The 26,036-nt window shown below is 38.4% G+C and carries 20 protein-coding genes, 1 tRNA gene and 1 pseudogene; 18 read left to right on the forward strand and 4 right to left on the reverse strand.

The features are described 5' to 3' along the window. The 14 genes and pseudogenes from tuf to ACFILH_RS01755 all read left to right on the forward strand — a co-directional run. Positions 1 to 373, forward strand: a pseudogene (gene tuf, locus ACFILH_RS01690) (elongation factor Tu); the annotation flags it as partial. A gap of 26 nt (positions 374 to 399) precedes the next feature. Then, positions 400 to 456: a hypothetical protein gene (locus ACFILH_RS01695; RefSeq protein WP_375667281.1), complete on the forward strand. Its 57-nt coding sequence runs from the start codon at positions 400 to 402 to the stop codon at positions 454 to 456. Positions 457 to 503: 47 nt separating this feature from the next. Continuing rightward, positions 504 to 579, forward strand: a tRNA-Trp gene (locus tag ACFILH_RS01700). A 200-nt stretch (positions 580 to 779) separates the two neighbouring features. Next, positions 780 to 992, forward strand: a complete 213-nt coding sequence (secE, locus tag ACFILH_RS01705; RefSeq protein ID WP_273790652.1) for a preprotein translocase subunit SecE — start codon at positions 780 to 782, stop codon at positions 990 to 992. 20 nt (positions 993 to 1,012) lie between these two features. Beyond that, positions 1,013 to 1,543 (forward strand): transcription termination/antitermination protein NusG, encoded by a 531-nt coding sequence (gene nusG, locus ACFILH_RS01710; RefSeq protein WP_273790740.1) that lies wholly within the window; start codon positions 1,013 to 1,015, stop codon positions 1,541 to 1,543. A 149-nt stretch (positions 1,544 to 1,692) separates the two neighbouring features. Continuing rightward, the gene (gene rplK / locus ACFILH_RS01715; protein ID WP_273723157.1) at positions 1,693 to 2,121 is read left to right on the forward strand and encodes a 50S ribosomal protein L11; all 429 of its coding nucleotides are present in this window, start codon (positions 1,693 to 1,695) and stop codon (positions 2,119 to 2,121) included. A gap of 4 nt (positions 2,122 to 2,125) precedes the next feature. Further along, positions 2,126 to 2,830, forward strand: coding sequence for a 50S ribosomal protein L1 (gene rplA / locus ACFILH_RS01720; RefSeq protein WP_375631242.1), 705 nt, complete (start codon positions 2,126 to 2,128; stop codon positions 2,828 to 2,830). Positions 2,831 to 3,191: 361 nt separating this feature from the next. Next, complete coding sequence (gene rplJ, locus ACFILH_RS01725) at positions 3,192 to 3,710, forward strand: 50S ribosomal protein L10 (RefSeq protein WP_012755027.1); 519 nt, start codon at positions 3,192 to 3,194, stop codon at positions 3,708 to 3,710. A gap of 101 nt (positions 3,711 to 3,811) precedes the next feature. After that, positions 3,812 to 4,183, forward strand: a complete 372-nt coding sequence (gene rplL / locus ACFILH_RS01730; protein WP_273790654.1) for a 50S ribosomal protein L7/L12 — start codon at positions 3,812 to 3,814, stop codon at positions 4,181 to 4,183. Positions 4,184 to 4,472: 289 nt separating this feature from the next. Continuing rightward, complete coding sequence (gene rpoB, locus ACFILH_RS01735; protein ID WP_375667268.1) at positions 4,473 to 8,621, forward strand: DNA-directed RNA polymerase subunit beta; 4,149 nt, start codon at positions 4,473 to 4,475, stop codon at positions 8,619 to 8,621. Between the two features lie 172 nt (positions 8,622 to 8,793). Then, positions 8,794 to 13,005: a DNA-directed RNA polymerase subunit beta' gene (gene rpoC / locus ACFILH_RS01740; protein WP_273790656.1), complete on the forward strand. Its 4,212-nt coding sequence runs from the start codon at positions 8,794 to 8,796 to the stop codon at positions 13,003 to 13,005. Positions 13,006 to 13,550: 545 nt separating this feature from the next. After that, positions 13,551 to 13,937: a MerR family DNA-binding transcriptional regulator gene (locus tag ACFILH_RS01745; RefSeq protein WP_375667269.1), complete on the forward strand. Its 387-nt coding sequence runs from the start codon at positions 13,551 to 13,553 to the stop codon at positions 13,935 to 13,937. 206 nt (positions 13,938 to 14,143) lie between these two features. Beyond that, positions 14,144 to 14,833 carry a nitroreductase gene (locus ACFILH_RS01750; protein ID WP_375631245.1) on the forward strand — a complete coding sequence of 230 codons (690 nt, stop codon included), beginning with the start codon at positions 14,144 to 14,146 and terminating at the stop codon, positions 14,831 to 14,833. A 341-nt stretch (positions 14,834 to 15,174) separates the two neighbouring features. Beyond that, a complete protein-coding gene (locus tag ACFILH_RS01755; RefSeq protein ID WP_375631239.1) occupies positions 15,175 to 16,566 on the forward strand; it encodes an L-serine ammonia-lyase in 1,392 nt (463 codons plus the stop codon). A 1,800-nt stretch (positions 16,567 to 18,366) separates the two neighbouring features. On the opposite strand, the gene ACFILH_RS01760 is transcribed toward ACFILH_RS01755, so the two are convergent. After that, the gene (locus ACFILH_RS01760) at positions 18,367 to 18,645 is read right to left on the reverse strand and encodes a hypothetical protein (protein ID WP_273790659.1); all 279 of its coding nucleotides are present in this window, start codon (positions 18,643 to 18,645) and stop codon (positions 18,367 to 18,369) included. 32 nt (positions 18,646 to 18,677) lie between these two features. After that, positions 18,678 to 20,027, reverse strand: coding sequence for a D-alanyl-D-alanine carboxypeptidase (locus ACFILH_RS01765; RefSeq protein WP_375667270.1), 1,350 nt, complete (start codon positions 20,025 to 20,027; stop codon positions 18,678 to 18,680). A 235-nt stretch (positions 20,028 to 20,262) separates the two neighbouring features. On the opposite strand from ACFILH_RS01765, the gene clpS reads away from it, so the two are divergent. Both clpS and clpA read left to right on the forward strand, forming a co-directional pair. Next, positions 20,263 to 20,634 carry an ATP-dependent Clp protease adapter ClpS gene (clpS, locus tag ACFILH_RS01770; RefSeq protein ID WP_273790742.1) on the forward strand — a complete coding sequence of 124 codons (372 nt, stop codon included), beginning with the start codon at positions 20,263 to 20,265 and terminating at the stop codon, positions 20,632 to 20,634. Between the two features lie 6 nt (positions 20,635 to 20,640). Then, positions 20,641 to 22,992: an ATP-dependent Clp protease ATP-binding subunit ClpA gene (gene clpA, locus ACFILH_RS01775; RefSeq protein ID WP_375666949.1), complete on the forward strand. Its 2,352-nt coding sequence runs from the start codon at positions 20,641 to 20,643 to the stop codon at positions 22,990 to 22,992. 7 nt (positions 22,993 to 22,999) lie between these two features. Here clpA and ACFILH_RS01780 read toward each other — a convergent pair whose 3' ends face one another. Together ACFILH_RS01780 and ACFILH_RS01785 are read right to left on the reverse strand one after the other, a co-directional pair. Beyond that, entirely contained in the window at positions 23,000 to 23,422 is a 423-nt protein-coding gene (locus ACFILH_RS01780) for an HIT family protein (protein ID WP_273790662.1), read from the reverse strand. 134 nt (positions 23,423 to 23,556) lie between these two features. Beyond that, complete coding sequence (locus ACFILH_RS01785; protein WP_375607219.1) at positions 23,557 to 24,018, reverse strand: RidA family protein; 462 nt, start codon at positions 24,016 to 24,018, stop codon at positions 23,557 to 23,559. A gap of 145 nt (positions 24,019 to 24,163) precedes the next feature. Here ACFILH_RS01785 and ACFILH_RS01790 point away from each other — a divergent pair, with 145 nt between their 5' ends. Then, on the forward strand, positions 24,164 to 25,000 hold the full coding sequence (locus ACFILH_RS01790; protein WP_375637727.1) for a cell envelope integrity EipB family protein: 837 nt from the start codon (positions 24,164 to 24,166) through the stop codon (positions 24,998 to 25,000). Positions 25,001 to 25,167: 167 nt separating this feature from the next. Then, positions 25,168 to 25,947: a 30S ribosomal protein S2 gene (gene rpsB, locus ACFILH_RS01795; protein ID WP_273788135.1), complete on the forward strand. Its 780-nt coding sequence runs from the start codon at positions 25,168 to 25,170 to the stop codon at positions 25,945 to 25,947. Positions 25,948 to 26,036 lie beyond the last annotated feature (89 nt).

The raw sequence follows: 26,036 nt of genomic DNA on the forward strand, positions 1-26,036 counted from the left end.
TCAAGGTCAAGCGGGTGATAATATAGGAGCTCTTCTACGTGGTGTTGATCGTGAAGGGATTGAGCGTGGTCAAGTATTGGCAAAGCCAGGATCTGTTACACCTCATACGCGTTTTAAAGCAGAAGCTTACATTTTGACAAAAGATGAAGGTGGACGTCATACACCATTTTTCACGAATTATCGTCCTCAGTTTTACTTCCGTACGACGGATGTTACAGGTATTGTTACACTTCCAGAAGGAACGGAAATGGTTATGCCAGGTGACAATGTTGCGATGGATGTTTCGTTGATCGTTCCGATAGCGATGGAAGAGAAACTTCGTTTTGCTATTCGTGAAGGTGGTCGTACTGTTGGTGCCGGTATCGTCTCTAAGATNTGGAAGAGAAACTTCGTTTTGCTATTCGTGAAGGTGGTCGTACTGTTGGTGCCGGTATCGTCTCTAAGATCATTGAATAAATAATGCTTGTTAAAGGGGTGTTAAAAGTGTTTTAGTTTTGAGAGTTAGGGGTATAGCTCAGTTGGTAGAGCGGCGGTCTCCAAAACCGCAGGTCGCGGGTTCAAGTCCTGCTGCCCCTGCCAAAGGGGGGATTTTACATATAAGGGAGTGGATTTTGCTGCCTTTTTCGCTTTTTTTGATATGGGGCTTGTTTTTTTGTGTGTGAAACGGTATTGAATAGAAAGTAAGGAAATTGCATAAGTCTGAAAGTTGGCTTTTGCATTTTTTCCTGTTTATTTTGTTCTATAAAACACAATAGGACTAGAGAGAGTATAGTGTGACGATGGCATCTAAAACCAATCCGATTACCTTTTTGAAGCAGGTTTATGCAGAAACAATTAAAGTGAAATGGCCTACACGTCGTGAGACGGTTATTTCTACTATTATGGTTTTGTTGGTAACTGCATTGGCTTCAGCTTTCTTTTTTATTGTGGATCAGGTTATGCATTTTGGTGTTTGGCGGGTTATTGATCTTCTGAAATATCTTTTTAGTTGAGAATGTAAGGAAGTGTGACTGTGGCAGCTCGTTGGTATATTGTTCAGGCATATTCAAATTTTGAAAAGAAAGTAGCGGAAGCTATTGATAAGGAGGCAAAGCAAAAGGGACTTGATCATCTTTTTGAAAAGATTTTTGTTCCAACAGAGCGTGTTGTAGAGGTTCGTCGTGGACGCAAAGTTGATACTGAGCGAAAGTTTTTTCCTGGTTATGTTCTTGTTCGTGCTGAGTTAACAGATGAAGTTTATCATCTTATTAAGAATACGCCTAAAGTGACAGGTTTTTTAGGGTCGGATGCGCGTCCTGTTCCTATTTCTGATCGAGAGGTTGAGCAAATTCTCAAACAAGTTCAGGAAAGGGTTGAGTCTCCAAAGTCCTCTGTATTGTTTGAGGTTGGAGAGCAAGTTCGCGTTGCTGATGGTCCTTTTGTTTCGTTTAATGGAATTGTTCAAGAGGTTGAAGAAGAGCGCTCTCGTCTTAAGGTTGAAGTGCTTATTTTTGGGCGTCCTACGCCTGTTGATTTGGAATTTGGTCAGGTTGAAAAACTCTGATTAAACTTAGAGTAGTTTTAATTACTTTAAGGAAGGAGTGGGAGGTGATTTATAGCTTTTGTCGGCTTAATGATCCGAACCACGTGACTGCAGCGGGTAACGGGCAAGGTGAATTGTCAGTATACCAGTGAAATTAAAGGCAGATTGTTATGGCAAAAAAAAGTATAGGTCAGCTTAAGTTGCAGGTTCCTGCAGGAGCTGCTACTCCATCTCCACCGATTGGTCCAGCTCTTGGGCAGCGTGGTATTAATATCATGGAGTTTTGTAAGGCGTTTAATGCAGCTACACAAGAAATGGAAAAGGGGGCACCGATTCCAGTTGTTATTACGTATTATCAAGATAAGTCTTTCACATTTTCTCTCAAGACGCCTCCTGTATCATTCTTTTTAAAGAAGGAAGCAAACCTGAAATCTGGCTCAAAAGAGCCTGGTAAAGTGTCTGTAGGAAGCATTTCTCGCGATAAAATTCGTTCGATTGCGGAATCAAAGATGAAAGATCTTAATGCGAATGACATTGAGGCAGCAATGCGTATGGTTGAAGGTTCTGCTCGCTCGATGGGCTTGGAAGTGGTGGGCTAATATTATGGCAAAAGTAGCAAAAAGAATAAAAAATATCCGAAAAGATATTGATTTTAATGAACTTTACGCTTTAAAAGATGCCGTTTCAATGGTTAAGGAGCGTGCTGTTGCTAAGTTTGATGAAACAATCGAAATTTCAATGAACTTGGGTGTTGATCCGCGTCATGCTGATCAAATGGTTCGAGGCGTTGCTCATTTGCCTAATGGGACAGGGAGAAATATTCGTGTTGCCGTTTTTGCTCGTGGGGATAAGGCTGAGGAAGCTAAGGCGGCAGGAGCTGATATTGTGGGTGCCGAAGATTTATTTGAAAGCGTTAATAGAGGGACTATAGACTTTGATCGTTGTATTGCAACGCCAGACATGATGCCTCTTGTTGGTCGTCTTGGTAAGATTCTTGGTCCACGGAGTTTGATGCCAAATCCGAAGGTTGGTACTGTAACACTTGATATCGCCGGTGCTGTCAAAGCTTCTAAAGGTGGTGCTGTTGAGTTTCGTGTGGAAAAAGCTGGTATTGTGCATGCTGGTATTGGTAAGGCTTCTTTTGGTGTTGAAAAAATCGTAGAAAATATAAAAGCCTTTGCAAGTGCAGTTATTAAAGCTAAACCGCAAGGTGCAAAAGGTGAATATATTAAACGCGTTGCTGTTTCGTCGACTATGGGAGTTGGTGTTAAAGTTGATCCAGCAACGGTTCGTTCAGAGTTAATGTAAGCTGATTTATGATTTTGTTTTTTTGGGTATGGGAATATCAAAATTGTATTTTAAAGTGCTGGTTTTGATCAGCATTTAGCTATCTAAGCTTTATAGGGCTTAGGTTGTGCCGGGAGAAATTCCGGAATATCCTGTCCGAGATTGTAGGTGATACTTTTAAGTATCTTAATCAAAAAAAACCTGCATGAGACTGGGGTAAAAACTGAGAGTTAAAAGACTTAAAGGGTTTGAGCCAAGGTTGCCTTTGAACGCTGTGCGTGAAAAAGGGGACAGGATCCTCATCGGTGACATGAAGTATTTTATGTTATCAAAGGTAACCAACAGGTTTGTTTTAAGTAAATCTGTTAAATGGAGAGAGACAGTGAATAGAGCGGAAAAACGCGAATTTGTTACATGGCTTAACGAGGCTTTTCGGAAGTCTGGTTCTGTTGTTGTTGCACATTATTCCGGTCTGACAGTTTCACAGATGAATGATCTGCGTTCGAAAATGGGTGAAGCTGGCGGTGCCGTTAAAGTCGCCAAAAACCGTCTTGCTAAAATCGCTCTTCAGGGCACGGAATCTGAATCGATAGTGGGTTTGTTTACTGGACAAACACTTATTGCTTATTCAGAAGATCCAATCACAGCACCGAAAGTTGCTGTTGATTTTGCGAAAAGCAATGACAAATTTGTCATACTTGGCGGTTCAATGGGTGCAACAAGTTTAACTGTAGATGCTGTGAAGTCATTGGCTTCATTGCCTTCATTAAACGAGTTGCGTGCAAAACTTGTGGGTATGATTTCTACCCCTGCGACCCGTATTGCACAGGTTGTTAATGCCCCTGCTGGTCAGGTTGCACGTGTCATTGGAGCATATGCTCAGGAGGATAAGGCGGCTTAAGGCTGTTTGTATTCACGTTTATGGAAGAGCTTTAATGCTTTTCTGTTTTTTTGGATAAAATTTAATAATGGTTCAAATCTTTTAATTGAAGGAATTTAAAAATGGCTGATCTAGAGAAGATCGTAGAAGACCTTTCTAATCTAACCCTTTTGGAAGCCGCTGAGCTTTCTAAGTTACTTGAAGAAAAGTGGGGAGTTTCGGCTGCTGCTCCTGTAGCTGTCGCTGCTGTTGCTGGTGCTGCTGCTCCAGCTGCTGAAGAAAAAACAGAATTTGATGTTATTCTTGTTGAAGGTGGCGCACAAAAAATTAATGTTATTAAGGAAGTTCGTGCTCTTACTGGACTTGGTCTTAAAGAAGCTAAAGATCTGGTTGAAGGTGCACCTAAGCCTATTAAAGAGGCTGCTTCTAAAGAAGAAGCAGAAAAAATTAAATCTCAACTTGAAGCTGCTGGTGCTAAAGTGGAACTTAAGTAAATTTAATTTTATCGGCGGGCATTTATGTTCGCCGATTTCTTTCTCTTAATACAAAGAGGGAAAATAATGAGTAAAAAACCTTTTCCTAATGGTTTCGTAACAGGAATGGGATAGGTTTAGATTACTTACTCCTTCATCATAGAGTCAAAAAGATAAATGGCTTATGTTGGTGGGGAAAGTTAATGATGCTCATTATTGAGTGTCAAGTGAACTGGTCTGCATATGCAGGTTAATGATATAAGGCTTTCAAGGTTGGTCTACCTTGAAGAGTAAAGATCAAGGAGCGACGATGGCTCAGACTCACGCAATGATGTCTCAATTCAATGGTCGTAAGCGCGTACGCAAATTTTTTGGTAAGATTCCTGAAGTAGCAGAAATGCCGAATCTTATTGAGGTTCAAAAAGCGTCATACGATCAGTTTCTCATGGTTGAGGAACCGAAAGGTGGACGACCAGATGAAGGTTTGCAAGCTGTTTTTAAATCTGTTTTTCCTATTTCAGATTTTTCCGGTACAGCTATGCTTGAGTTTGTAGGTTATGAATTTGATTTACCAAAATTTGATGTTGAAGAGTGCCGTCAACGTGATTTAACTTATGCTGCCCCATTAAAGGTCATATTGCGTTTGATTGTTTTTGATGTTGATGAGGATACTGGCTCCAAAGATATCAAAGACATTAAAGAGCAAGGCGTTTATATGGGCGATATGCCTTTAATGACGACGAATGGTACCTTTGTTGTTAATGGTACGGAGCGTGTTATTGTTTCTCAGATGCATCGTTCTCCTGGTGTCTTTTTTGACCATGATAAAGGAAAGTCCCATTCATCAGGAAAGCTTCTTTTTGCTGCTCGTGTTATTCCGTATCGTGGTTCTTGGCTTGATATTGAGTTTGATGCTAAGGACATCGTTTATGCGCGTATTGATCGACGGCGCAAAATTCCTGTTACAAGTCTTTTGATGGCATTAGGTATGGATGCGTCAGATATTTTATCAACGTTTTATGATAAAGTGACTTATGAGCGTGATGGAGAAGGATGGCGAGTTCCTTATTCTGTTGATCGCTTTAAAGGAATGAAGCTCATTTCTGACCTTATAGATGCAGATAGTGGTGAAGTCGTTGCGGAGGCTGGTAAAAAATTAACAGTTCGTACTGCGAAGTCTTTGGCAGAAAAAGGACTTAAAGCGGTTAAAGTTAGTGAAGATGATTTATTAGGTTGTTATCTAGCTGAAGATATCGTCAATTACGAAACAGGTGAAATCTACCTTGAGGCTGGTGATGAAATTGACGAAAAAGTATTAAAAATTTTGCTTGATGTTAGTGCTGATCAAATCAATATTCTTGATATTGATCACATGAATATTGGCGCTTACATCCGCAATACTTTGAAGGTGGATAAAAATGAAAGTCGGCAGGATGCGTTATTTGATATTTACCGAGTAATGCGTCCAGGTGAGCCTCCAACAATCGATACAGCAGAAGCAATGTTCCATTCATTGTTTTTTGATCCAGAGCGTTATGATCTTTCTGCTGTTGGGCGTGTTAAGATGAATTTGCGTATGGATCTTGATTGTCCAGACACAGTTCGCATTTTACGCCAAGAGGATATTCTTGCTGTTGTTAAGATGTTGGTTGAATTGCGTGATGGACGTGGTGAAATTGATGATATTGATAATCTTGGCAACCGTCGCGTTCGTTCCGTTGGGGAGTTGATGGAAAATCAATATCGCATTGGTCTTCTTCGTATGGAGCGTGCGATAAAAGAGCGTATGTCATCGGTTGAAATTGATACAGTTATGCCACAGGATTTGATCAATGCAAAGCCTGCTGCAGCAGCAGTTCGTGAGTTTTTTGGGTCTTCACAATTGTCGCAGTTTATGGATCAAACCAATCCATTGTCGGAAATTACCCATAAGCGTCGTCTTTCTGCTCTTGGTCCAGGCGGTTTGACTCGTGAACGTGCGGGTTTTGAAGTCCGTGACGTACATCCTACGCATTATGGTCGTATTTGTCCGATTGAAACACCAGAAGGCCCTAATATTGGTCTAATCAACTCCTTAGCAACATTTGCGCGAGTTAACAAATATGGCTTTATTGAAAGTCCATATCGAAAAATTATTGATGGAAAAGTTACAAAAGAAGTTATTTATCTTTCAGCGATGGAAGAAGCAAAGCATTATGTCGCTCAGGCTAATTCTTCATTAGATAGCGAAGGTCGTTTTATAGAAGAGTTTGTTGTTTGCCGTCATGCTGGTGAAGTTTTAATGGCGCCGCGTGATCATGTTGATTTGATGGATGTTTCACCAAAACAGTTGGTTTCAGTTGCAGCAGCGCTTATTCCTTTTTTGGAAAATGATGATGCGAATCGTGCACTTATGGGATCAAACATGCAGCGTCAGGCAGTTCCTCTTGTACGCGCTGAAGCACCATTTGTTGGGACGGGAATGGAATCCATAGTTGCGCGCGATTCAGGAGCTGCTGTGAGTGCAAAACGTAGTGGTGTTGTTGATCAAGTTGATGCTACCCGTATTGTTATCCGTGCAACAGAAGATTTAGATCCTTCAAAATCAGGCGTTGATATTTACCGCTTACAGAAATTTCAGCGTTCTAATCAGTCCACTTGTATTAATCAGCGTCCTCTTGTAAATGTTGGTGATAGGGTAGAAAAAGGTGATATCATTGCAGATGGTCCATCCACGGATCTTGGTGATTTGGCTCTTGGGCGGAATGTTCTCGTAGCCTTTATGCCTTGGAATGGATACAATTATGAAGATTCTATTTTGTTATCCGAGCGCATTGTTGCTGATGATGTGTTTACTTCAATTCATATTGAGGAATTTGAAGTTGCGGCACGCGATACAAAACTTGGGCCTGAGGAAATTACGCGCGACATTCCTAATGTTGCGGAAGAAGCGTTAAGAAATCTTGATGAAGCTGGCATTATTTATATTGGTGCTGAAGTTCAACCGGGTGATATTTTAGTTGGAAAGATTACACCAAAAGGTGAAAGTCCCATGACGCCGGAAGAAAAGCTTCTGCGTGCGATTTTTGGGGAAAAGGCATCCGATGTTCGTGATACTTCTATGCGTATGCCTCCTGGGACTTTTGGTACTGTTGTTGAAGTTCGCGTTTTTAATCGCCATGGCGTGGAAAAAGATGAACGTGCGATGGCAATTGAGCGTGAAGAAATTGAGCGTTTAGCAAAAGACCGTGATGATGAACAGTCTATTCTTGATCGCAATGTTTATTCGCGCCTCACCGATATGTTGACAGGTAAAGTTGCTGTAGAAGGTCCGAAAGGCTTTTCGGGCAGCAAAAAGCTTGATAGTACAGTGATGGGGCATTATCCACGATCCCAGTGGTGGCAATTTGCTGTTGAGGATGAAAAACTTCAAAATGAAATTGAAGCTTTGCGCAAGCAATATGATGAATCAAAGGAAGCATTACAACGTCGCTTTATGGATAAAGTTGAAAAGGTCCAAAGAGGTGATGAAATGCCTCCTGGTGTCATGAAAATGGTGAAGGTTTTTGTGGCTGTGAAGCGCAAAATCCAACCAGGTGATAAGATGGCGGGACGTCACGGAAATAAGGGTGTTGTTTCACGTATTCTTCCCGTAGAAGATATGCCATTTCTTGAAGATGGGACCCATGCTGATATCGTCTTGAATCCGCTTGGTGTGCCTAGTCGTATGAATGTTGGACAAATTCTTGAGACGCACCTTGGTTGGGCATGTGCGGGGATGGGCAAGAAGATTGGTGATTTGTTAGAGTTGTATCAAGAGACTGGGGATATATTGCCGCTGCGTCAGCGTATTGAAAATCTTATGCCTGATGATAATCATAATGAACCAGTCCGTCAGTATGATAATGAAAGCCTCTACAAATTGGCATTACAGATGAAAAAAGGGGTTTCAATTGCAACGCCTGTTTTTGATGGAGCACATGAGTTTGATATTAACATGATGCTGGAAGACGCAGGCTTAGATAGTTCAGGGCAGGTTACGCTTTATGATGGTCGTACTGGGGAGCCTTTTGATCGTCCAGTAACGGTGGGATATATTTACATGTTGAAATTGCATCACCTTGTTGATGATAAGATTCATGCACGTTCTATAGGTCCCTATTCACTTGTGACGCAGCAGCCATTAGGAGGTAAGGCACAGTTTGGTGGTCAGCGTTTTGGTGAAATGGAGGTATGGGCACTTGAAGCTTATGGTGCTGCATACACTTTGCAGGAGATGCTAACAGTAAAATCAGATGATGTGGCTGGGCGGACAAAAGTCTATGAGGCAATTGTGCGTGGTGATGATACATTTGAGGCAGGGATACCCGAAAGCTTTAATGTGTTGGTAAAAGAAATGCGCTCACTTGCTCTTAATGTGGAGCTTGATGATGCGCGTGAACTTATTGCACAGCGGGCATTGTCTGATACGGCAGAGTAATAATTCAAGGAGCGCACTGGAAAAAGGCTGCGCTCTTATTACTTTAAGAGGCTCAATAACCTTATTAAGGCTATACAGGTCGTTTTTAAAAGTAAATGTCTTTTAAAGAAGATCTGTTATAAAATAAATGAGATATTACAACAGGTTCTAAGAATCTTTGAAGGAGAACAGCATGAACCACGAGGTCATGAATCTTTTCAATCCTCAAGCGCCAGCGCAGACATTTGACTCTATTCGTATTTCTATTGCGAGTCCTGAGAAAATTTTGTCCTGGTCGTATGGTGAGATTAAGAAGCCTGAGACTATTAATTATCGGACTTTTAAACCAGAACGTGATGGTCTTTTTTGTGCACGTATATTTGGCCCTATTAAGGACTATGAGTGTCTATGTGGCAAATATAAACGCATGAAGTATAAGGGCATTATTTGTGAAAAATGCGGTGTAGAGGTTACTCTTTCGCGCGTACGTCGTGAGCGTATGGGGCATATTGAACTTGCGGCACCTGTTGCACATATATGGTTTCTTAAATCATTACCAGGTCGTATTTCTACACTTTTAGATTTAACTTTAAAAGATATTGAGCGGGTTCTTTATTTTGAGAATTATATTGTAACCGAACCAGGGTTGACATCTCTTAAGCTCCATCAGCTTCTTTCTGAAGAAGAATATATGCTTGCTATTGATGAGTTCGGAGAAGATCAATTTACAGCTATGATTGGCGCTGAAGCTATTTACGAGCTTTTAGCTAGTATGGAGTTAGATAAAATCGCTAATGATTTGCGTCTCGAATTAGCTGAAACAACTTCAGAGTTAAAGCAGAAAAAATTGATTAAACGACTTAAAATCGTTGAAAATTTTCTTGAATCTGGAAATAAGCCAGAGTGGATGATAATGAAAACAATTCCGGTTATTCCACCGGATTTGCGTCCATTGGTTCCGCTTGATGGTGGGCGTTTTGCGACATCAGATCTGAATGATCTTTATCGGCGTGTTATTAATCGTAATAACCGCTTGAAACGGCTGATTGAATTGCGTGCTCCTGGAATTATCGTGCGCAATGAAAAGCGTATGGTACAAGAAGCTGTTGATGCATTGTTTGATAATGGACGGCGTGGGCGTGTGATTACTGGAGCCAATAAACGTCCTCTCAAGTCTCTATCAGATATGTTGAAGGGCAAGCAAGGACGGTTTCGTCAGAACTTACTTGGGAAGCGAGTTGATTACTCGGGGCGTTCTGTTATCGTGACGGGTCCTGAATTAAAATTGCATCAATGTGGTCTTCCTAAAAAAATGGCTCTTGAATTATTTAAGCCTTTTATTTATGCGCGGCTTGATGCAAAAGGCTATTCATCAACGGTAAAGCAGGCAAAGAAGCTTGTTGAAAAAGAACATCCAGAAGTTTGGGATATCTTGGATGAGGTTATTCGTGAACACCCTGTTTTACTCAACCGTGCGCCAACATTGCACCGTTTGGGGATTCAGGCTTTTGAACCTATCTTAATTGAAGGCAAAGCTATTCAACTTCATCCACTGGTGTGTACTGCTTTTAATGCAGATTTTGATGGTGATCAGATGGCGGTTCACGTTCCGCTTTCTCTTGAAGCACAGCTTGAAGCCCGTGTTTTGATGATGTCCACCAATAATATTCTTCATCCGGCCAATGGTGCTCCCATTATTGTTCCCTCACAGGATATGGTTCTTGGTCTTTATTATCTTTCAATTGTTTCTGAAAAAGAACCAGGTGAAGGAATGGCCTTTTCTGATATAGGTGAGCTTCATTATGCCTTGGAAAATAAGGTTGTAACGCTTCATACGAAGATTAAAGGCCGTGTTAAGAATATTGGGAAGGATGGAAAAGAAGTTTCTAAACTTTATGATACGACACCTGGTCGTTTGATTATCGGTGAGCTTTTGCCAAGAAGTGCGGATATCTCATTTGATATTGTCAATCAAGAGATGACGAAAAAGAATATTTCTAAAATGATTGATCATGTTTATCGGCACTGTGGACAAAAAGAGACGGTTATTTTTTGTGACCGTATTATGCAGCTTGGCTTTTCTTATGCTTGTCGTGCAGGAATTTCATTCGGTAAGGATGATATGGTTATTCCTGATAGTAAGTCTCGTTTAGTTGCAGAAACAGAAGCTTTGGCTAAGGAGTACGAACAGCAATATAATGATGGTTTGATTACACAAGGTGAAAAATACAATAAGGTTGTAGATGCTTGGGGTAAATGTACAGATCGCGTTGCAGATGAAATGATGAAACGTATTCAAGCCGTCGATTTTGATCCTAAAACAGGTCGTCAACGGCCGATGAATTCGATCTATATGATGTCGCACTCTGGTGCTCGTGGTTCTGCTAACCAGATGAGACAATTGGCCGGTATGCGTGGATTAATGGCAAAACCATCGGGTGAAATTATTGAAACGCCTATTATTTCAAATTTTAAAGAAGGTCTAACTGTTAATGAGTACTTCAATTCCACGCATGGTGCACGTAAAGGACTTGCTGATACTGCGTTAAAGACGGCGAACTCTGGTTATTTAACACGGCGTCTTGTTGATGTTGCACAGGATGCTATTATTTCAGCAGTTGATTGTGGTACCGCAAAAGGGCTTACCATGCAGCCGATTGTTGATGCAGGACAAATTGTTGCCTCCATTGGGCAAAGAATTCTTGGTCGTACAGCGCTTGTTGATATTCTACATCCTGTCTCTGGAGAGGTTATCCTTGAAGGTGGAGCAATGATTGAGGAAGCTGATGTTGCGAAGATTGAAGCAGCTGGGATTCAATCTGTTCAAATTCGCTCTGCTTTAACATGTGAAACACGTCTTGGTGTTTGTGCAAAATGCTATGGTCGTGATTTGGCGCGTGGAACACCTGTTAATCAGGGAGAAGCCGTTGGTGTTATTGCTGCTCAATCCATTGGTGAGCCGGGAACACAGCTTACTATGCGTACTTTCCACTTAGGAGGAACTGCGCAGGTTGTTGATTCATCGTATTTAGAGGCATCTTATGAAGGTAAGGTGGAGATTCGTAATCGTAATGTGGTTCGTAACTCTGAAGGCCAATTGGTTGTTATGGGGCGTAATATGGCTATCCTTATTAAGGATGAGTTAGGAAAAGAGCGCGTTGTACATCGTGTTAGCTATGGTGCTCATATTTTTGTTGATGATGGTGATGTGGTTAAACGTGGCCAACGTATAGCAGAATGGGATCCTTATACACGTCCAATTTTAACGGAAGTTGAAGGATATGTGGGTTTTGAAGATATGGTTGATGGTCTATCTGTCACTGAAACAGCTGATGAATCTACGGGTATTACAAAGCGTTTGGTGATTGATTGGCGCGCTAATCCACGTGGTGCGGATCTTAAACCAGCCATTATTATTCACACAGATAAAGAAGGTGAATCCATTGCTAAATTGTATAAGGGAGGTGAAGCCCGTTATATGATGTCAGTGGAAACTATTCTTTCTGTTGAGCTTGGTGCTCATGTTAAGGCTGGTGATGTTATTGCTCGTTTGCCAATGGAAAGTGCCAAGACGAAAGATATTACGGGTGGTTTACCACGTGTGGCTGAGCTTTTTGAAGCGCGTCGTCCAAAGGATCATGCGATTATTGCTGAAGTAAGTGGCACGATTCGATTCGGCCGTGGTTATAAGAATAAACGTCGTATCATTATTGAACCAAATGATGAAACTCTTGAGGCAGTAGAATATTTGATTCCAAAAGGTAAGTTGTTTCACTTCCAAGAAGGCGATCAAATTGAAAAGGGAGATTATATCCTTGATGGTAATCCAGCACCTCATGATATCTTGGCGATTAAGGGGGTTGAAGCTTTGGCATCTTATCTTGTTAATGAGATTCAGGAGGTTTATCGTTTACAGGGAGTTCTTATTAATGATAAGCACATTGAAGTGATTGTTCGTCAAATGTTGCAAAAAGTTGAAATTACTGAATCTGGAGATTCTGGTTATATTCCAGGTGATAATGTTGATCGTATTGAACTTGATGAAATCAATGATAATTTGATTGCAGAAGGGAAGAAACCAGCATCTGGTAATCCCATTCTTCTTGGAATTACAAAAGCTTCTCTTCAAACGCCTTCTTTCATTTCGGCGGCATCGTTTCAGGAAACAACACGTGTTCTTACTGAAGCAGCAGTTTCTGGTAAAATTGATACTTTGCAAGGACTTAAAGAGAACGTTATTGTCGGTCGTCTTATTCCAGCAGGTACAGGCGGTACGATTTCTCAAATCCGTCGTATTGCTGCGGTTCGTGATGATTTGATTGTAGATGAGCAGCGTAAGTCTAGTAATAACGAAGTGGCTAAGGCTATGTTGACAAATATGACAACCGGGGCCGTTGCTGAATAATTTAAATACAACATCACATAATATAAAAACGTCTGAATAGAAAGTTCAGACGTTTTTTTATCTCAAAATGCAGAAGTTACATATTTTCTTGAAAATGTCAAAAATTATAAGGCGACAGTTATTTGGAACGTCTTTAGTAGCTTATTATTTTGTAATGATGTTTATCTTTTTTGTTACTTTATTTTAAAGTTTCTTAATTTCTAAAAGCAGTATAGAATTTTTCCAAAATATGTAAAACTCAAAAGCCATATTCAAGGAAAAGAGTGATTATCTACAAATCAAATAATGATTGATTTTGAATTTTAGGAAAATTTTTGATTGATATCTTCTATAAAGATTTAAAAGGACTTATAATGAAAGGTCAATAGTCTTTTCTGTAATCTAAAAAATAATTGATTCTCTACTATACAATGCTTGTATGATAAGAATGTATTTTCTTATAAATTAGAATGCAGGAAAATAGAGATTAGGGTGCTTACTAAGTTTTTTATAAAAAATAGACACATTTCTTATAACAATGTGATCTATGCAGACAGAATGATAAAATGTACGAATATTATTCAATTGGAAAATTAACACGTGAGTTTTCAATAACAGCTCGAACTTTGCGTTATTATGAAGAAGAGGGACTTCTTAGTCCTTTTCGGCGTGGAAGTACACGGCTTTATACACAAACGGATCGTCATAAGTTAAAGCAAATACTGCGTGCTAAAAGAGTTAAATTTTCGTTGTCTGAAATATCTGATATGTTGACAATAGTTGGAAAACCACCAGATGATGAGAAAAAGCTTAAGAAATTAATTGCAGGAATTCATAAAAAACGAGTTGATTTAAAGCAGATGCAGCATGATGTTGATGATCTTCTACAGGATTTAGAACGAATTGAGGAGAGTTTTTTTGAGAGCTTAGCGGAGTTGGGGGTTAGTCATTGATTATAAAATTTATTTTGTCTGCTTTTAGACAATTTTCTTTCTCTTAAAAGGGATAGGTTATACTATCTCTAAGGGGGATATTTAACACTGCGTGAAATGTGTAAGTCATTTAAAGAAATAGAGTGTTTGAAAAAGCTGCAAAGGTATTTTCGCAGTATATTGTCCTTGATAAGAAAAAATTATTTTTCATAAAGAAAGTAAAAACAATGACAGTTTCTCCTATGAGTGTTTTTCAATCTATTTTGTCACGAAAGTCAATTCGCGCTTTTACTGATCAGCCAGTTAGTTTGGAAACAATCAAAGAAATCTTAAAACTTGCAGCACGTGCACCATCTGGAACAAATATTCAGCCATGGCAAGTGATTGTGCTTACAGGAAGTGTATTACAGAAAGTAGGGCAAGAGCTTTCACAACTTGTGCTTTCAGGTGTAAAAGGAGAGCGTGAATATAGTTATTATCCACGTCAGTGGCGTGAGCCTTATATTTCAAGGCGTCGAAAAGTTGGTTTGGATCTTTATCAGAGTCTTGGAATTCAAAAAGGAGATAAAGAAAAAATACTTCATCAAAAGGCGCGAAATTTTTTATTTTTTGATGCACCTGTAGGACTCTTATTTACAATGGATCACGACATGGAAATGGGGAGTTGGCTTGATTTGGGTATGTTTATGCAGACCATTATGTTAGCTGCACGTGGATTTGGATTAGATACCTGTCCTCAAGCTGCTTTTGCTGATTATCATAAACAGATTCGTACGCTTTTATCTATTCCTTCTGATCGCCATATTATCTGTGGTATGGCACTTGGTTATCGCGATATGAGTGCTCCAGAAAACAAGTTTGAAACAGAACGAGAATCGTTAGAAAACTTTGTACGTTTCATTGAAACATACCCATAAAATATTTCATACAATTAAGCATACGTTTTGAAGAACTTAGTGCATTATGAAAAATATTTCCGATAAGATTTCTCATCCTTATTGAATTTTAATATTGCATATTAACACTTATTTTACTACGCTTGGAACATTAGGAGTGGTGACTCTAGGGGCATTGCCCGTTTTGAAGGTTGGCTAATGGAAAACACTATAGAAAGAAAGTGTTGGGTGGTAGCAAGACGAGCGACATTCGTGTTTATTGCTGTTATTTTTTTAGTTTATCTCGCAATTTGATTTTAAACGGGAGAAACGTTATGAAAAAGCATATATGCTCAAACTGTACTATAGTTTTGAGGTGATACGTGTTTCTATCTGTTTTTGAACTTTTTAAAATTGGGATTGGTCCTTCTAGCTCACATACGATGGGACCGATGACAGCTGCTAATATGTTTTTGCAAAAGATAGGAGATTTTTCTCAGTCGTCTGATATTCAAGTTTCTCGTATACGTGTTTATCTTTATGGTTCGTTAGCTTTCACGGGTATTGGTCATGCAACAGATAGGGCTATCATATTAGGACTTTTAGGAGAAAAAGCTTCTACTGTTGATCCTGATAGCATGGGGTTTCTGTTAGAAAAAGTTATACGTGAAAAAAAAGTGCAACCAGAAGGCCATCCCGCTTATCAGTTTGATGTGCAATGTGATCTTATTTTTGAACGAAAGCAAATCCTCCCTGGACATACAAATGGACTAGCCTTTGAAGGACTTAATACTGATGGGAATGTTCTGTTGCGGCAGATTTATTATTCTATCGGTGGTGGCTTTGTTGTGACTGAGGATGAATTAAGCCATATGAATGATAATATACAACCAGAAGCATTTGAGGTACCATATCCATTCGATTCTGCTTGTACAATGTTATCAATGGCAGAAAAATCAGGACTTTCAATTGCTGAAATGAAGCGCTTAAATGAAGAAACAAAGATAGAGCGTTCTTCTCTTGATGTAGGGCTTGATGAAATTTTTTCAGCGATGACAAATTGCATTGATAGAGGTCTTTCACAAGAAGGTGAGTTGCCTGGTGGATTGCGTGTTCTAAGGCGTGCTAAAAAGCTGCATGAAACGCTTTTGGAAAATCAAAGGAAAAATCACAATTATCCACTTTGGGCAAATGATTGGCTTTCGGTATATGCTATAGCAGTCAATGAGGAAAATGCAGCAGGTGGTCGTGTTGTTACAGCACCAACAAATGGCGCAGCTGGTGTTGTCCCAGCCGTTTTGCGTTATTATCTTCAATTTAATGATGATTCAGATCGAGAGGGAATACATAATTTTCTATTAACGGCAGCAGCTATAGGCGGTGTTATCAAACATAATGCCTCTATTTCTGGTGCAGAAGTTGGGTGTCAAGGTGAAGTTGGAACGGCATCTTCAATGGCCGCAGCAGGGTTGACCGCAGCATTAGGTGGAACACCAGCTCAAATTGAAAATGCGGCAGAAATTGCGCTTGAACATCATTTGGGAATGACATGTGATCCTGTTGCAGGTCTTGTACAAGTTCCTTGTATTGAGCGTAATGCAATGGGAGCTGTTAAGGCGGTAACGGCTTCTTCTCTTGCATTATATGGTAATGGAGATCATTTTGTTTCTCTTGATGCTTGTATAGAAACAATGCGCCAGACTGGTCATGATATGAGTGAACGCTATAAAGAGACAAGTAAAGGTGGTCTTGCAGTCAATGCAATATCTTGTTAAGAGCTAGAACATTTTTCAATCCATAACTGGACGTTTTGGAGAAGAATCGTATTTCCTGATAAAGCTTATGTTTTTTGTTCCTTATAAATCAAAACTCCAAATTAATTCAGCAGCATGCTTAAAATAAATTTGAGATGGCTCAGTGCTTTCTTAACGAATAGTAGCTGTTGATACAAGTTTGGAGAGAGCGTATTGTTGATATATGTTTGATTTGTCCTAAAATGGAAAAAATAAAAAAGCGTAAAGTAAAATTAGTGATCAATTTACCATTATTTTTTTAGCTGGGTTTTATGGTTTTAAAAAGTTTCCATAGCCATATCTTTTAAGTAATGGAAGATTATACCTGAGTATCTAAGGAAAATTTATTTTAAATCTGAATAATTATGATAAAGAGAGATTTTTAAAGATTTTAATTTTTTAAAAGTGAAGTTTTTTGCTACCTATATGGTAAAAAAATATCTTGAAAAGAAACACTAATTTACAATAATTAAAGATATATTGGGAATATCTTTTTTATTTATAAATTCTGTACCGACAAAAAAATTAAAATAAATAATAACGTATACATTAGGAAATATTTATAAAAATTTTCATGAGAATAGAATGCACACGATAGAACATTATCGTGTTACTTGTTCGTGAGTTCGTTTAAAAAATATCTCTCAACGCTCCTAAGCTCATTTCGCGATGGCACCCGTGAATGATATAATAACGGTAAATCCATTGAGCTGTCCCATCTTTATGCTTAATAAAAAGAGTACGCTGGGCATGTTTGCACACTTTGCCAAGCCCCCCGTACAGGGATCAAAGCCCTTAGCATTTGAAATGGTTCATTATAGGTATTTTGAGTATTTTGGGTACAGTTTTACGCCACACACTAATCTCGCCCATAACATGCAAGAGAACGGTTTTTATTAATTCAACATAAACAAATTTCAAATGAGAGAATCTTACGATATTCGAGATTATCATCTAACATGAAAAATAATGAATTATCTTTATAAATCAGCATCTTGAATATGAATAGTATAATGTAAGTCATTCCATGGATGGTATAAAATCTATAGAGTATTAGCATCTTTATTTATAAAGGGAGAAAACCAGCACTATCATCCTTTTTTCAACGTTCAATGTTACAAAAGATCCTCGTACTTGAAATAATTCATAAGGGATATTTGATTCCTTTTTTAAATAGTTTATATGCCAATCTTTCTCGTGATGAGCAGGCGGACGATTTTGACTGATTCAATATAAGAAGGAAAATAAGAGAATTTTACGAAAATCTCTTATTCAATATGCAAAAAATAAATTATAATTATAAATTAAAATCTTATGGAAATCGTTATCATAATATTTAATCTGATAATTTCTTTTACGTTTTTTCATCGGTAGTATTTTTATTTTCCAATTTGCTTTGTCTGTTGAAAGAAATGCAAGTAAGAGGAGTGAGATTATTTTTTACAGCGTTTATGTTGTCAGGGGAGCATTAGTAAGAGGGACTTTCTTTATTGAACGTTTAGAATAATTCCTAAAATGATAAGCTTTCATCCAATGAAGCTATTCATTTTTCCAAAAAGATATCAAGGATAATTTTTTATATTAAATCCAAAAGTGGAAAAATATTGGATGTTTTTTATGTTCTTAACAATGGTTTTATTGAAGGCTTGGAGATATTGGATAGTTGGAAAAGCTGTCAAAACAATTCCACAATTTAAGAAAAAAGTATGTTTATAAAAGGGTTTTCTAAGGCTATAGATAATGGTTAATAATAAAATAGTTTTTTAGAGATGGTCTGTAGAATTAAATATTTGTTGCTCCTAGACGGATTTTAATAGGCACATTACCAGTTTGGCTCGCAACGCGTAAATGAATACGTACAGGAGGCATTATGAGACGACGGTTGCGCATTGTTTGGCAAATGAGAAGGTTAACAAGAGATTGTGTATCTAATGCAGTCGAATTATATTTTAAACCAGTAAGTTTTGCAGCAGCATCGTGAAGAGAACGCAATGAAAGGAGGGATGATTGCTTCAATAAAATTTCTTTTTTATGGAATGAAGCAAAAGCATTATCTGTCATAATACTATCCTTAACGCAGAATTCAAAATTTTTTAGTAGGCTACAGTATAGCAGTTAAAATTTGCTTTCTTTAATGTAGAACAAGCATCAAATGCAGCTTTTTTTGATTGAAACCCTGTAAAGCGCGCCCGGTAATAACGCTGCCCATTTTTTTCAAACAGTTGCATATGTGAAGATGCGTGCTTTAAAGTAGAAAAAGCTATATTTTTTGCTTTTAAAAGTAGAGTTTTTGCTTGTTCTTCACTAGGAAGAGAACCTATTTGGATAGCCCATCCGGCATTTTCGGACAAAGAGGCTGTTACAATTTTATGAGTCTCAACCGGTATAGTTTTTTGAGGGTTCGGTATTGGTATAATTACCTTATTTACAGCCGTTATTGCGATGTTGGAGTTTTTAGGTTGTTCTGCAAATGCTGTCAACATAGTCGAAATTTCATCGTCAAAATTACTTAAATCATCTTTAATGGTTGGTATAGGAGTATTGGCGCCAGTGGGTAAGTGATAGCGTACAGAAGCTATTAAACGTTCACCACTTTTCATTTGGCTTGCTTTGGGCAAATATTGATTCAATAAGCTAGCCATATGCTCGTCACGTGCAGTAGATGATTTTCCTCCCATAACAACAGCGACAATAGAGCGCCCCTCAAGACGCATCGAAGTTGCTAAATTAGAACCTGACATTTGTGTGTATCCTGTTTTAATTCCATCGACACCTTTCATTATTTTAACAAGTTTATTGTGGCTGTTAATTTTATGTCCACGGAAATTAAAACTTTTTGTTTTGAACAAGTTATATTGTTTGGGAAAATGTTTACGTAAAGCTAAGGACAAAGTCGCTATATCTCGTGCTGTAGAATAATTGCGCACATCCGGAAGTCCTGAAGCATTTGCGAAATGTGTATGTTTCATGCCAAGTTTATGAGCTTTTGCTGTCATCATTTGAGCGAATTTTTTTTCACTACCTCCAAGATATTCTGCAATGGCAGCAGCAACATCATTTGCAGATCTTGTAATGAGTGCTTTAGCTGCTGATTCTGCAGAAATTGTTTGGCCTGCTTTAAACCCAATTTTTGTCGGTGGACGCATTGCTGCATAATGTGAAACAGGAATTGGTGTATTGGGTGTCACACGACGCATCTGCATAGCTTCAAAGAGTAAGTACAATGTCATCATTTTTGTTAAAGAAGCAGGATAACGTTTCAGTGTTGCATTGGCTTGAAATAGAGTTTTTCCCGTAGTAGCATCTATAACAATAGCCGCATACTTATCAGGATAGGCGCCTTGAGGTGTGGCTGATGCCCAACAGTAAGAAAAAGCTAACACAACAAAAGAAATTGCTATTGTTTTACAGTAGCGCATAATTTTTTGATAATTAATATACACTTGCAGTATCCTACTTCTCCATTTATCCTGAAAAACTTCTATAAAGCTTCCTTTTCTGTAATTTGTTGATGCAATTTAGACGAATGGTATTACTAATTTGTTTACAGAAGTTATTTTATGAGTGAGTGATTGAAGTCTAACCATAGAGGGAAATTTTTTTCTAATACAAACAGGTATTGCAATAGTTATGAAAGAATTTAAAATTAATAAAAAATGTGCTGCATGGAAAACGATAATGGGACAGACGCTCATAATAAACTCTATAGCTCATATTATGCATAATGAAAAGGGCAAGAATTGGGATGAAGGTAGGCATGGTGCGGTTATAATGCCTAAGGCTAGAGAAAAACTCGAAAAACCTAAATTATGTCGAGTTTTTTTGCTTAATGATGATTACACACCTATGGATTTTGTTGTTTTTGTTTTGAAGAACTTTTTTAAAAAAAGTTTCGAAGAGGCAACGCGGATAATGTTAAATGTTCATCACAATGGGATAGGAGAATGTGGGACTTATACTTATGAAGTCGCTGAAATGAAAATATTACAAGTGAGAGAATGTGCGCGTCAAAATGAACATCCGTTACAATGTGTAATGGAATGGAAGTGAGGAGCTATGCCATCTTTTACACCTAGTCTTGAAGAGGTTTTACATCGTGCATTAACAATTGCTACTCAAGCACGGCATGAATATGCAACATTAGAGCATCTTCTACTTGCGCTGTTAGATGATGCCGATGCAAATTCCGTTATTCAGGCTTGCCAAGTAGATGTGGAGGAATTGCGAGAGCGCTTAACCAATTATCTTCGCTCAGAGTTAGATGAACAGATTAGAGCTGATGAGGATACAAAGCCTACAGCTTTTTTCCAGCGTGTTATCCAACGTGCGGTGATTCATGCACAATCGGCTGGAAAAGATGAAGTATCGGGGGCAAATGTTCTTGTTGCAATTTTTTCTGAACGTGAAAGCCATGCAGCATATTTTCTTCAAGAGATGGGAATGACACGCTATGATGCTGTACGTTTTATTTCACAGGGTGTCACGCGTGATGATGGGTTATCCATGTTACTTGAAGGACTTGAAGAGCAATTAGATCAGCAGATTTCGGATAATGGTGAAAGAGGAACAAGTGCTTTAACGAATTATTGTGTTGATCTCAATTGGAAAGCACGTAATGGAAAAATTGATTTATTAATTGGCCGTGAAATAGAAATTTCACGCATGATTCAGATTTTATGTCGAAGGTCGAAAAACAATCCGCTTTTGGTTGGTGATCCTGGAGTGGGGAAAACCGCTATAATTGAGGGATTAGCAAAACGCATTGTTGATGGGCAAGTACCTGAAGTTTTATCAAATGCAACAATATTTTCTCTTGATATGGGGGGACTTGTTGCAGGTACACGTTATCGCGGTGATTTTGAAGAACGCTTAAAGCAAGTTATTAAAGAGTTTGAGCTGTATCCAGATGCTATTTTATTTATTGATGAAATTCATACCTTAATTGGAGCAGGAGCGACATTAGGGGGAAATATGGATGCAGCAAATCTTTTGAAACCTGTATTATCTTCTGGAACTATGCGATGTATTGGTTCGACGACTTATAGAGAATATCGCAAATTCTTTGAACAAGATCGTGCTTTAGAGCGTCGTTTTCAGAAGATTGATATTAATGAACCTTCTGTTACAGATGCGATTAAGATTTTGCAAGGGATGAAGCCTTACTTTGAAGATTTTCATCAGATTAAATATACAGATCAGGCGATGAAGGCATCTGTAGAATTATCTTCACGTTATATAATTGATCGTAGGTTACCTGACAAAGCAATTGATATTATTGATGAAAGTGGCGCAGCGCAAAAGCTTTTGCCACAAAAACAACGCAAGAAGAGTATAGGTGTTAAAGAAATTGAAGCGACTGTTGCTACAATTGCAAGAATTCCACCAAAAACAGTTTCTCGGAATGATCAGAAGATACTGAGTAAGCTTGAAAGAGAACTCAAACATGTTGTTTATGGTCAAGATCAGGCAATTTCCATCTTAGTTTCATCCATAAAATTGGCGCGAGCAGGTTTACGCGAACCGGATAAACCAATAGGAAGTTATTTATTTTCAGGACCAACAGGTGTAGGAAAAACTGAAGTTGCAAAACAGCTTGCATCATCTTTAGGCATTGAATTATTGCGTTTTGATATGTCAGAATATATGGAACGGCATACGATAGCACGTTTAATCGGAGCACCTCCAGGTTATATAGGGTTTGATCAAGGAGGTCTCCTTACAGATGCCGTTGATCAGAAACCTCACGCAGTTCTATTGCTAGATGAGATTGAGAAAGCGCATCCAGAGTTATTTAATATTTTATTGCAGGTAATGGATTATGGTAGATTAACAGACCATAATGGTAAGAAAATTGATTTCCGCAATGTTATTTTGATTATGACGACCAATGCTGGTGCTTCAGATATGGCAAAATCAGCTATTGGATTTGGGAAAGTACATCGTGATGGTGAGGATATAGAAGCAATCAATCGGTTATTTACACCAGAATTTCGTAATCGGTTAGATGCAATTATTCCGTTTGCACCTTTATCTCATTTAATCATCAATCAGATAGTGCAAAAATTTATTTTTCAGCTTGAAGCACAATTAGCTGATCGGGGAATTTGTTTTGAATTAAGCCCTTCTGCAACTTTATGGCTTTCCAATAAAGGATATGATTCTCAGATGGGAGCACGCCCATTAGGGCGTGTTATACAAGAATATATTAAAAAGCCATTAGCTGATGAAATTTTATTTGGAAAGTTACGCAATGGTGGTACCGTTCGCGTATTGACACAAAAATCAAATGGTAAAAAAGAAAGCTTACAGTTAGAAATTTCATCTTCCGATATATCTGTAAGTTCAAAGAAAAGTAAAATGGAAAATTTTACAAAAAAACGTGTAGGAAAAAAAAGCTCAACAACTTAAGAGTGTGTTATAAGGCAGCACGGATTTTTTTTGCATTCTCTTCAAGTATTTCTGTAGGCGTTATCATATCATTATGAGGGGTAAGTTCTATTCCCTTCATACGTGGTATAATATGAAAATGGAGGTGATAAACGGTTTGTTGACTAGCTGCTTCATTAAATTGCATGACAGTTATGCCATCTGCCTGAAAGGCTTTTTTGACGGCATTTGCAATTTTTTGAACAGCTTTAATAACAGGAAATAATGTTTCAGTATCCGCATCAAGTAAATTTCTCGAGCCTTTTTTAGGAATGACTAGCGTATGACCTGGTGCCTGTGGCATGATATCCATAAATCCAATAACATCATCATCTTCGTAGACACGAACAGAAGGGATTTCATTGCGAATCAATTTAGCAAAAATATTGTTATTGTCGTAAGCTTGTTTCATACAAATATTTCCTTTTATTGTAAGTTTAAGATTCTAATTTAAAAACGAAAAAATGCAAGGTTTATCAGAGTGTAAGACAAAGAAGTATTTTGACTTCAGTTATATTTAGGATGGTGCACTGTCTTAATGAAGGTTTAGATTTCTATGATGGCTTCAACTTCTACAGGAACATCCATAGGAAGAGAGGCAACACCAATAGCAGAACGGGCGTGTTTTCCAATTTCACCAAGGATATTGACGAATAAATTAGAAGCTCCATTGGCAACAAAAGGAATATCGGTAAAATGAGAATCTACAGCCACAAAAACAGTAATTTTTACCACACGTTTTATTTTATTTAAGTCACCCAGAGTTGCCTTGAGTTGCGCGAGAATATTGAGAGCGCAAGCTTCGGATGCTTTTTGGGCTTGTTCGGTATTCACAGTTGCACCAACTTTACCGATGGCTATTGGTTTTCCATTAATGAGAGGGAGTTGTCCAGAAATAAAGAGTTGATTGCCACTTTGTGAAGTGGTGATGTAATTGGCAAGGGGGGAGATTACTTCAGGAAGAGTGATTCCGAACTTCTCTAAGTTTTTTTCAATCATATTGGTCATAATGTTAACTCCATAGCTGCTCTATAATATATTCATTGCATAATCTATTTTTTGATTTAAGAAAATGTGTGGTTAATTGAGAAATTAGCCTTTTTTGCCTTATTGCATGATGTTATGCAACGGGGATAAAGTTCGGAAGTTGGGAATGATTAGATCATTATTTATAATAATTTTATATATTGTTTTTTTATGTACTGCGAGAGCTGAAGAGCCCATTTTTATTGTGCCTCATCGAGCAATTTATGATTTTCATCTCGATAGTGTTTCTCATGAAATGACAATTTCTGCGATGTCAGGGCGAATGGTTTACGAGCTTACTGGTTCGGCATGCCAAGGCTATAGCACACGTTTTCGTTTCATTAGCCGTGTTCACATTGAAGATATGCCAGTACGTTTGACGGATCAACAGACGACGAGTTATGAGACAGGAGACAGCCGTACATTTCGTTTTAATATCACAGATCAAGAGGGAGAAGAGGTTGTGCATCGTGCCGAGGGGGTTGCGGAGCGTACTCAAGATGGTATTACAGTTACCTTAAAAAAGCCAAAGGAAAAAGAGTATAAGCTTGCAATAGCTGAATTTCCAATAATGCAACTAAAAAATATTATCCGCCATGCAAAAGCAGGAGATCATTTTTACAATGTTACTGTATTTGATGGGACAAATAAAGCAGATAAAGTTATAAAAGAAAGTATCGTCATAGGGGAAAAGAAGACGCTTTTATCTGATAGCGAAACGGAAAAAGTAAGAAAATTGGATGAAGAAGAATATTGGCCTGTTACAATTTCTTATTTTGATGATGGAGAAAATAAAGATGGTTTGCCGGTTTATCGTAGCAGTTTTCTCTTACATGAGAATGGTGTCATGCGTGATCTTCATATAGATTATGGAACTTTTTCAGTGCGTGCAAAATTGAACAGTCTCGAATTCTTGGAACTTGGAAAAGATCTTAATCAATGTGAAAATGCAAATATTAAATGATTAAAGAAAATAACTTGAAAAAGAATCAAATATTAGTATGTTTGCGCTATTCCACACGCGGAGTCTGGGTGTTTGCAAATGATCTGTGAGAAAATTCTAGCAAGCATCCGCCGGTAGCAGGTCTTTCTGCTTTTTCCGCGGAGGTTGAACCGGAAAGGATAAGATTTATGGCACTACCCGATTTTACTATGCACCAGCTTTTAGAAGCCGGTGTGCATTTTGGTCACCAGACTCATCGCTGGAATCCCAAAATGACTCCCTATATTTATGGTCAGCGTAATAATATCCATATTATTGACCTTGCTCAGACCGTTCCACTTTTACACCAAGCGCTTAAACTTGTTTCAGATACTGTAGCGCGTGGTGGTCGTATTCTCTTTGTTGGTACGAAACGGCAAGCATCTGACATTATCGCAGATGCGGCGAATCGTTCCGCCCAGTATTACGTTAATGCACGTTGGCTTGGCGGCATGCTCACAAACTGGAAAACGATTTCCAATTCGATCCATCGTTTGCGGAAGCTTGATAAAATTCTTGCTGCTGAAGCGCAAGGCTTTACCAAAAAGGAACGTTTAAATCTTGAACGTGATCGTGAAAAGCTTAATCGTGCGCTTGGTGGTATTAAAGATATGGGTTCTGTTCCAGATCTTATTTTTGTTATCGATACGAATAAAGAAAATATTGCACTCCAAGAAGCAAAACGTTTAGGTATTCCAGTGATTGCTATTATTGATACCAATTGTGATCCCGATGACGTAACACATCCAATACCAGGTAATGACGATGCTTCACGTGCAATTTCTCTTTATTGCGATCTTTTTGCCCGTGCTGCTCTTGATGGTATTGCACGCCAGCAAGGAGCAATGGGTATCGATTTAGGAGCTCAAGTTGATGCACCTGTGGAGCCTATTTTGGAAGAAAATGCAGTTTCAGAAGTTTCTGAATAATATAAAACGCCTAATTAAGGTACTTTTATTGTCTAAAAAAGAAGTTATAGGCGTGCAGAGGGATTTTGCACGCTTTCACTGTTACAAAA

The organism is Bartonella sp. CL435QHHD, from assembly GCF_042195095.1.
Taxonomy (GTDB): Bacteria; Pseudomonadota; Alphaproteobacteria; order Rhizobiales; family Rhizobiaceae; genus Bartonella.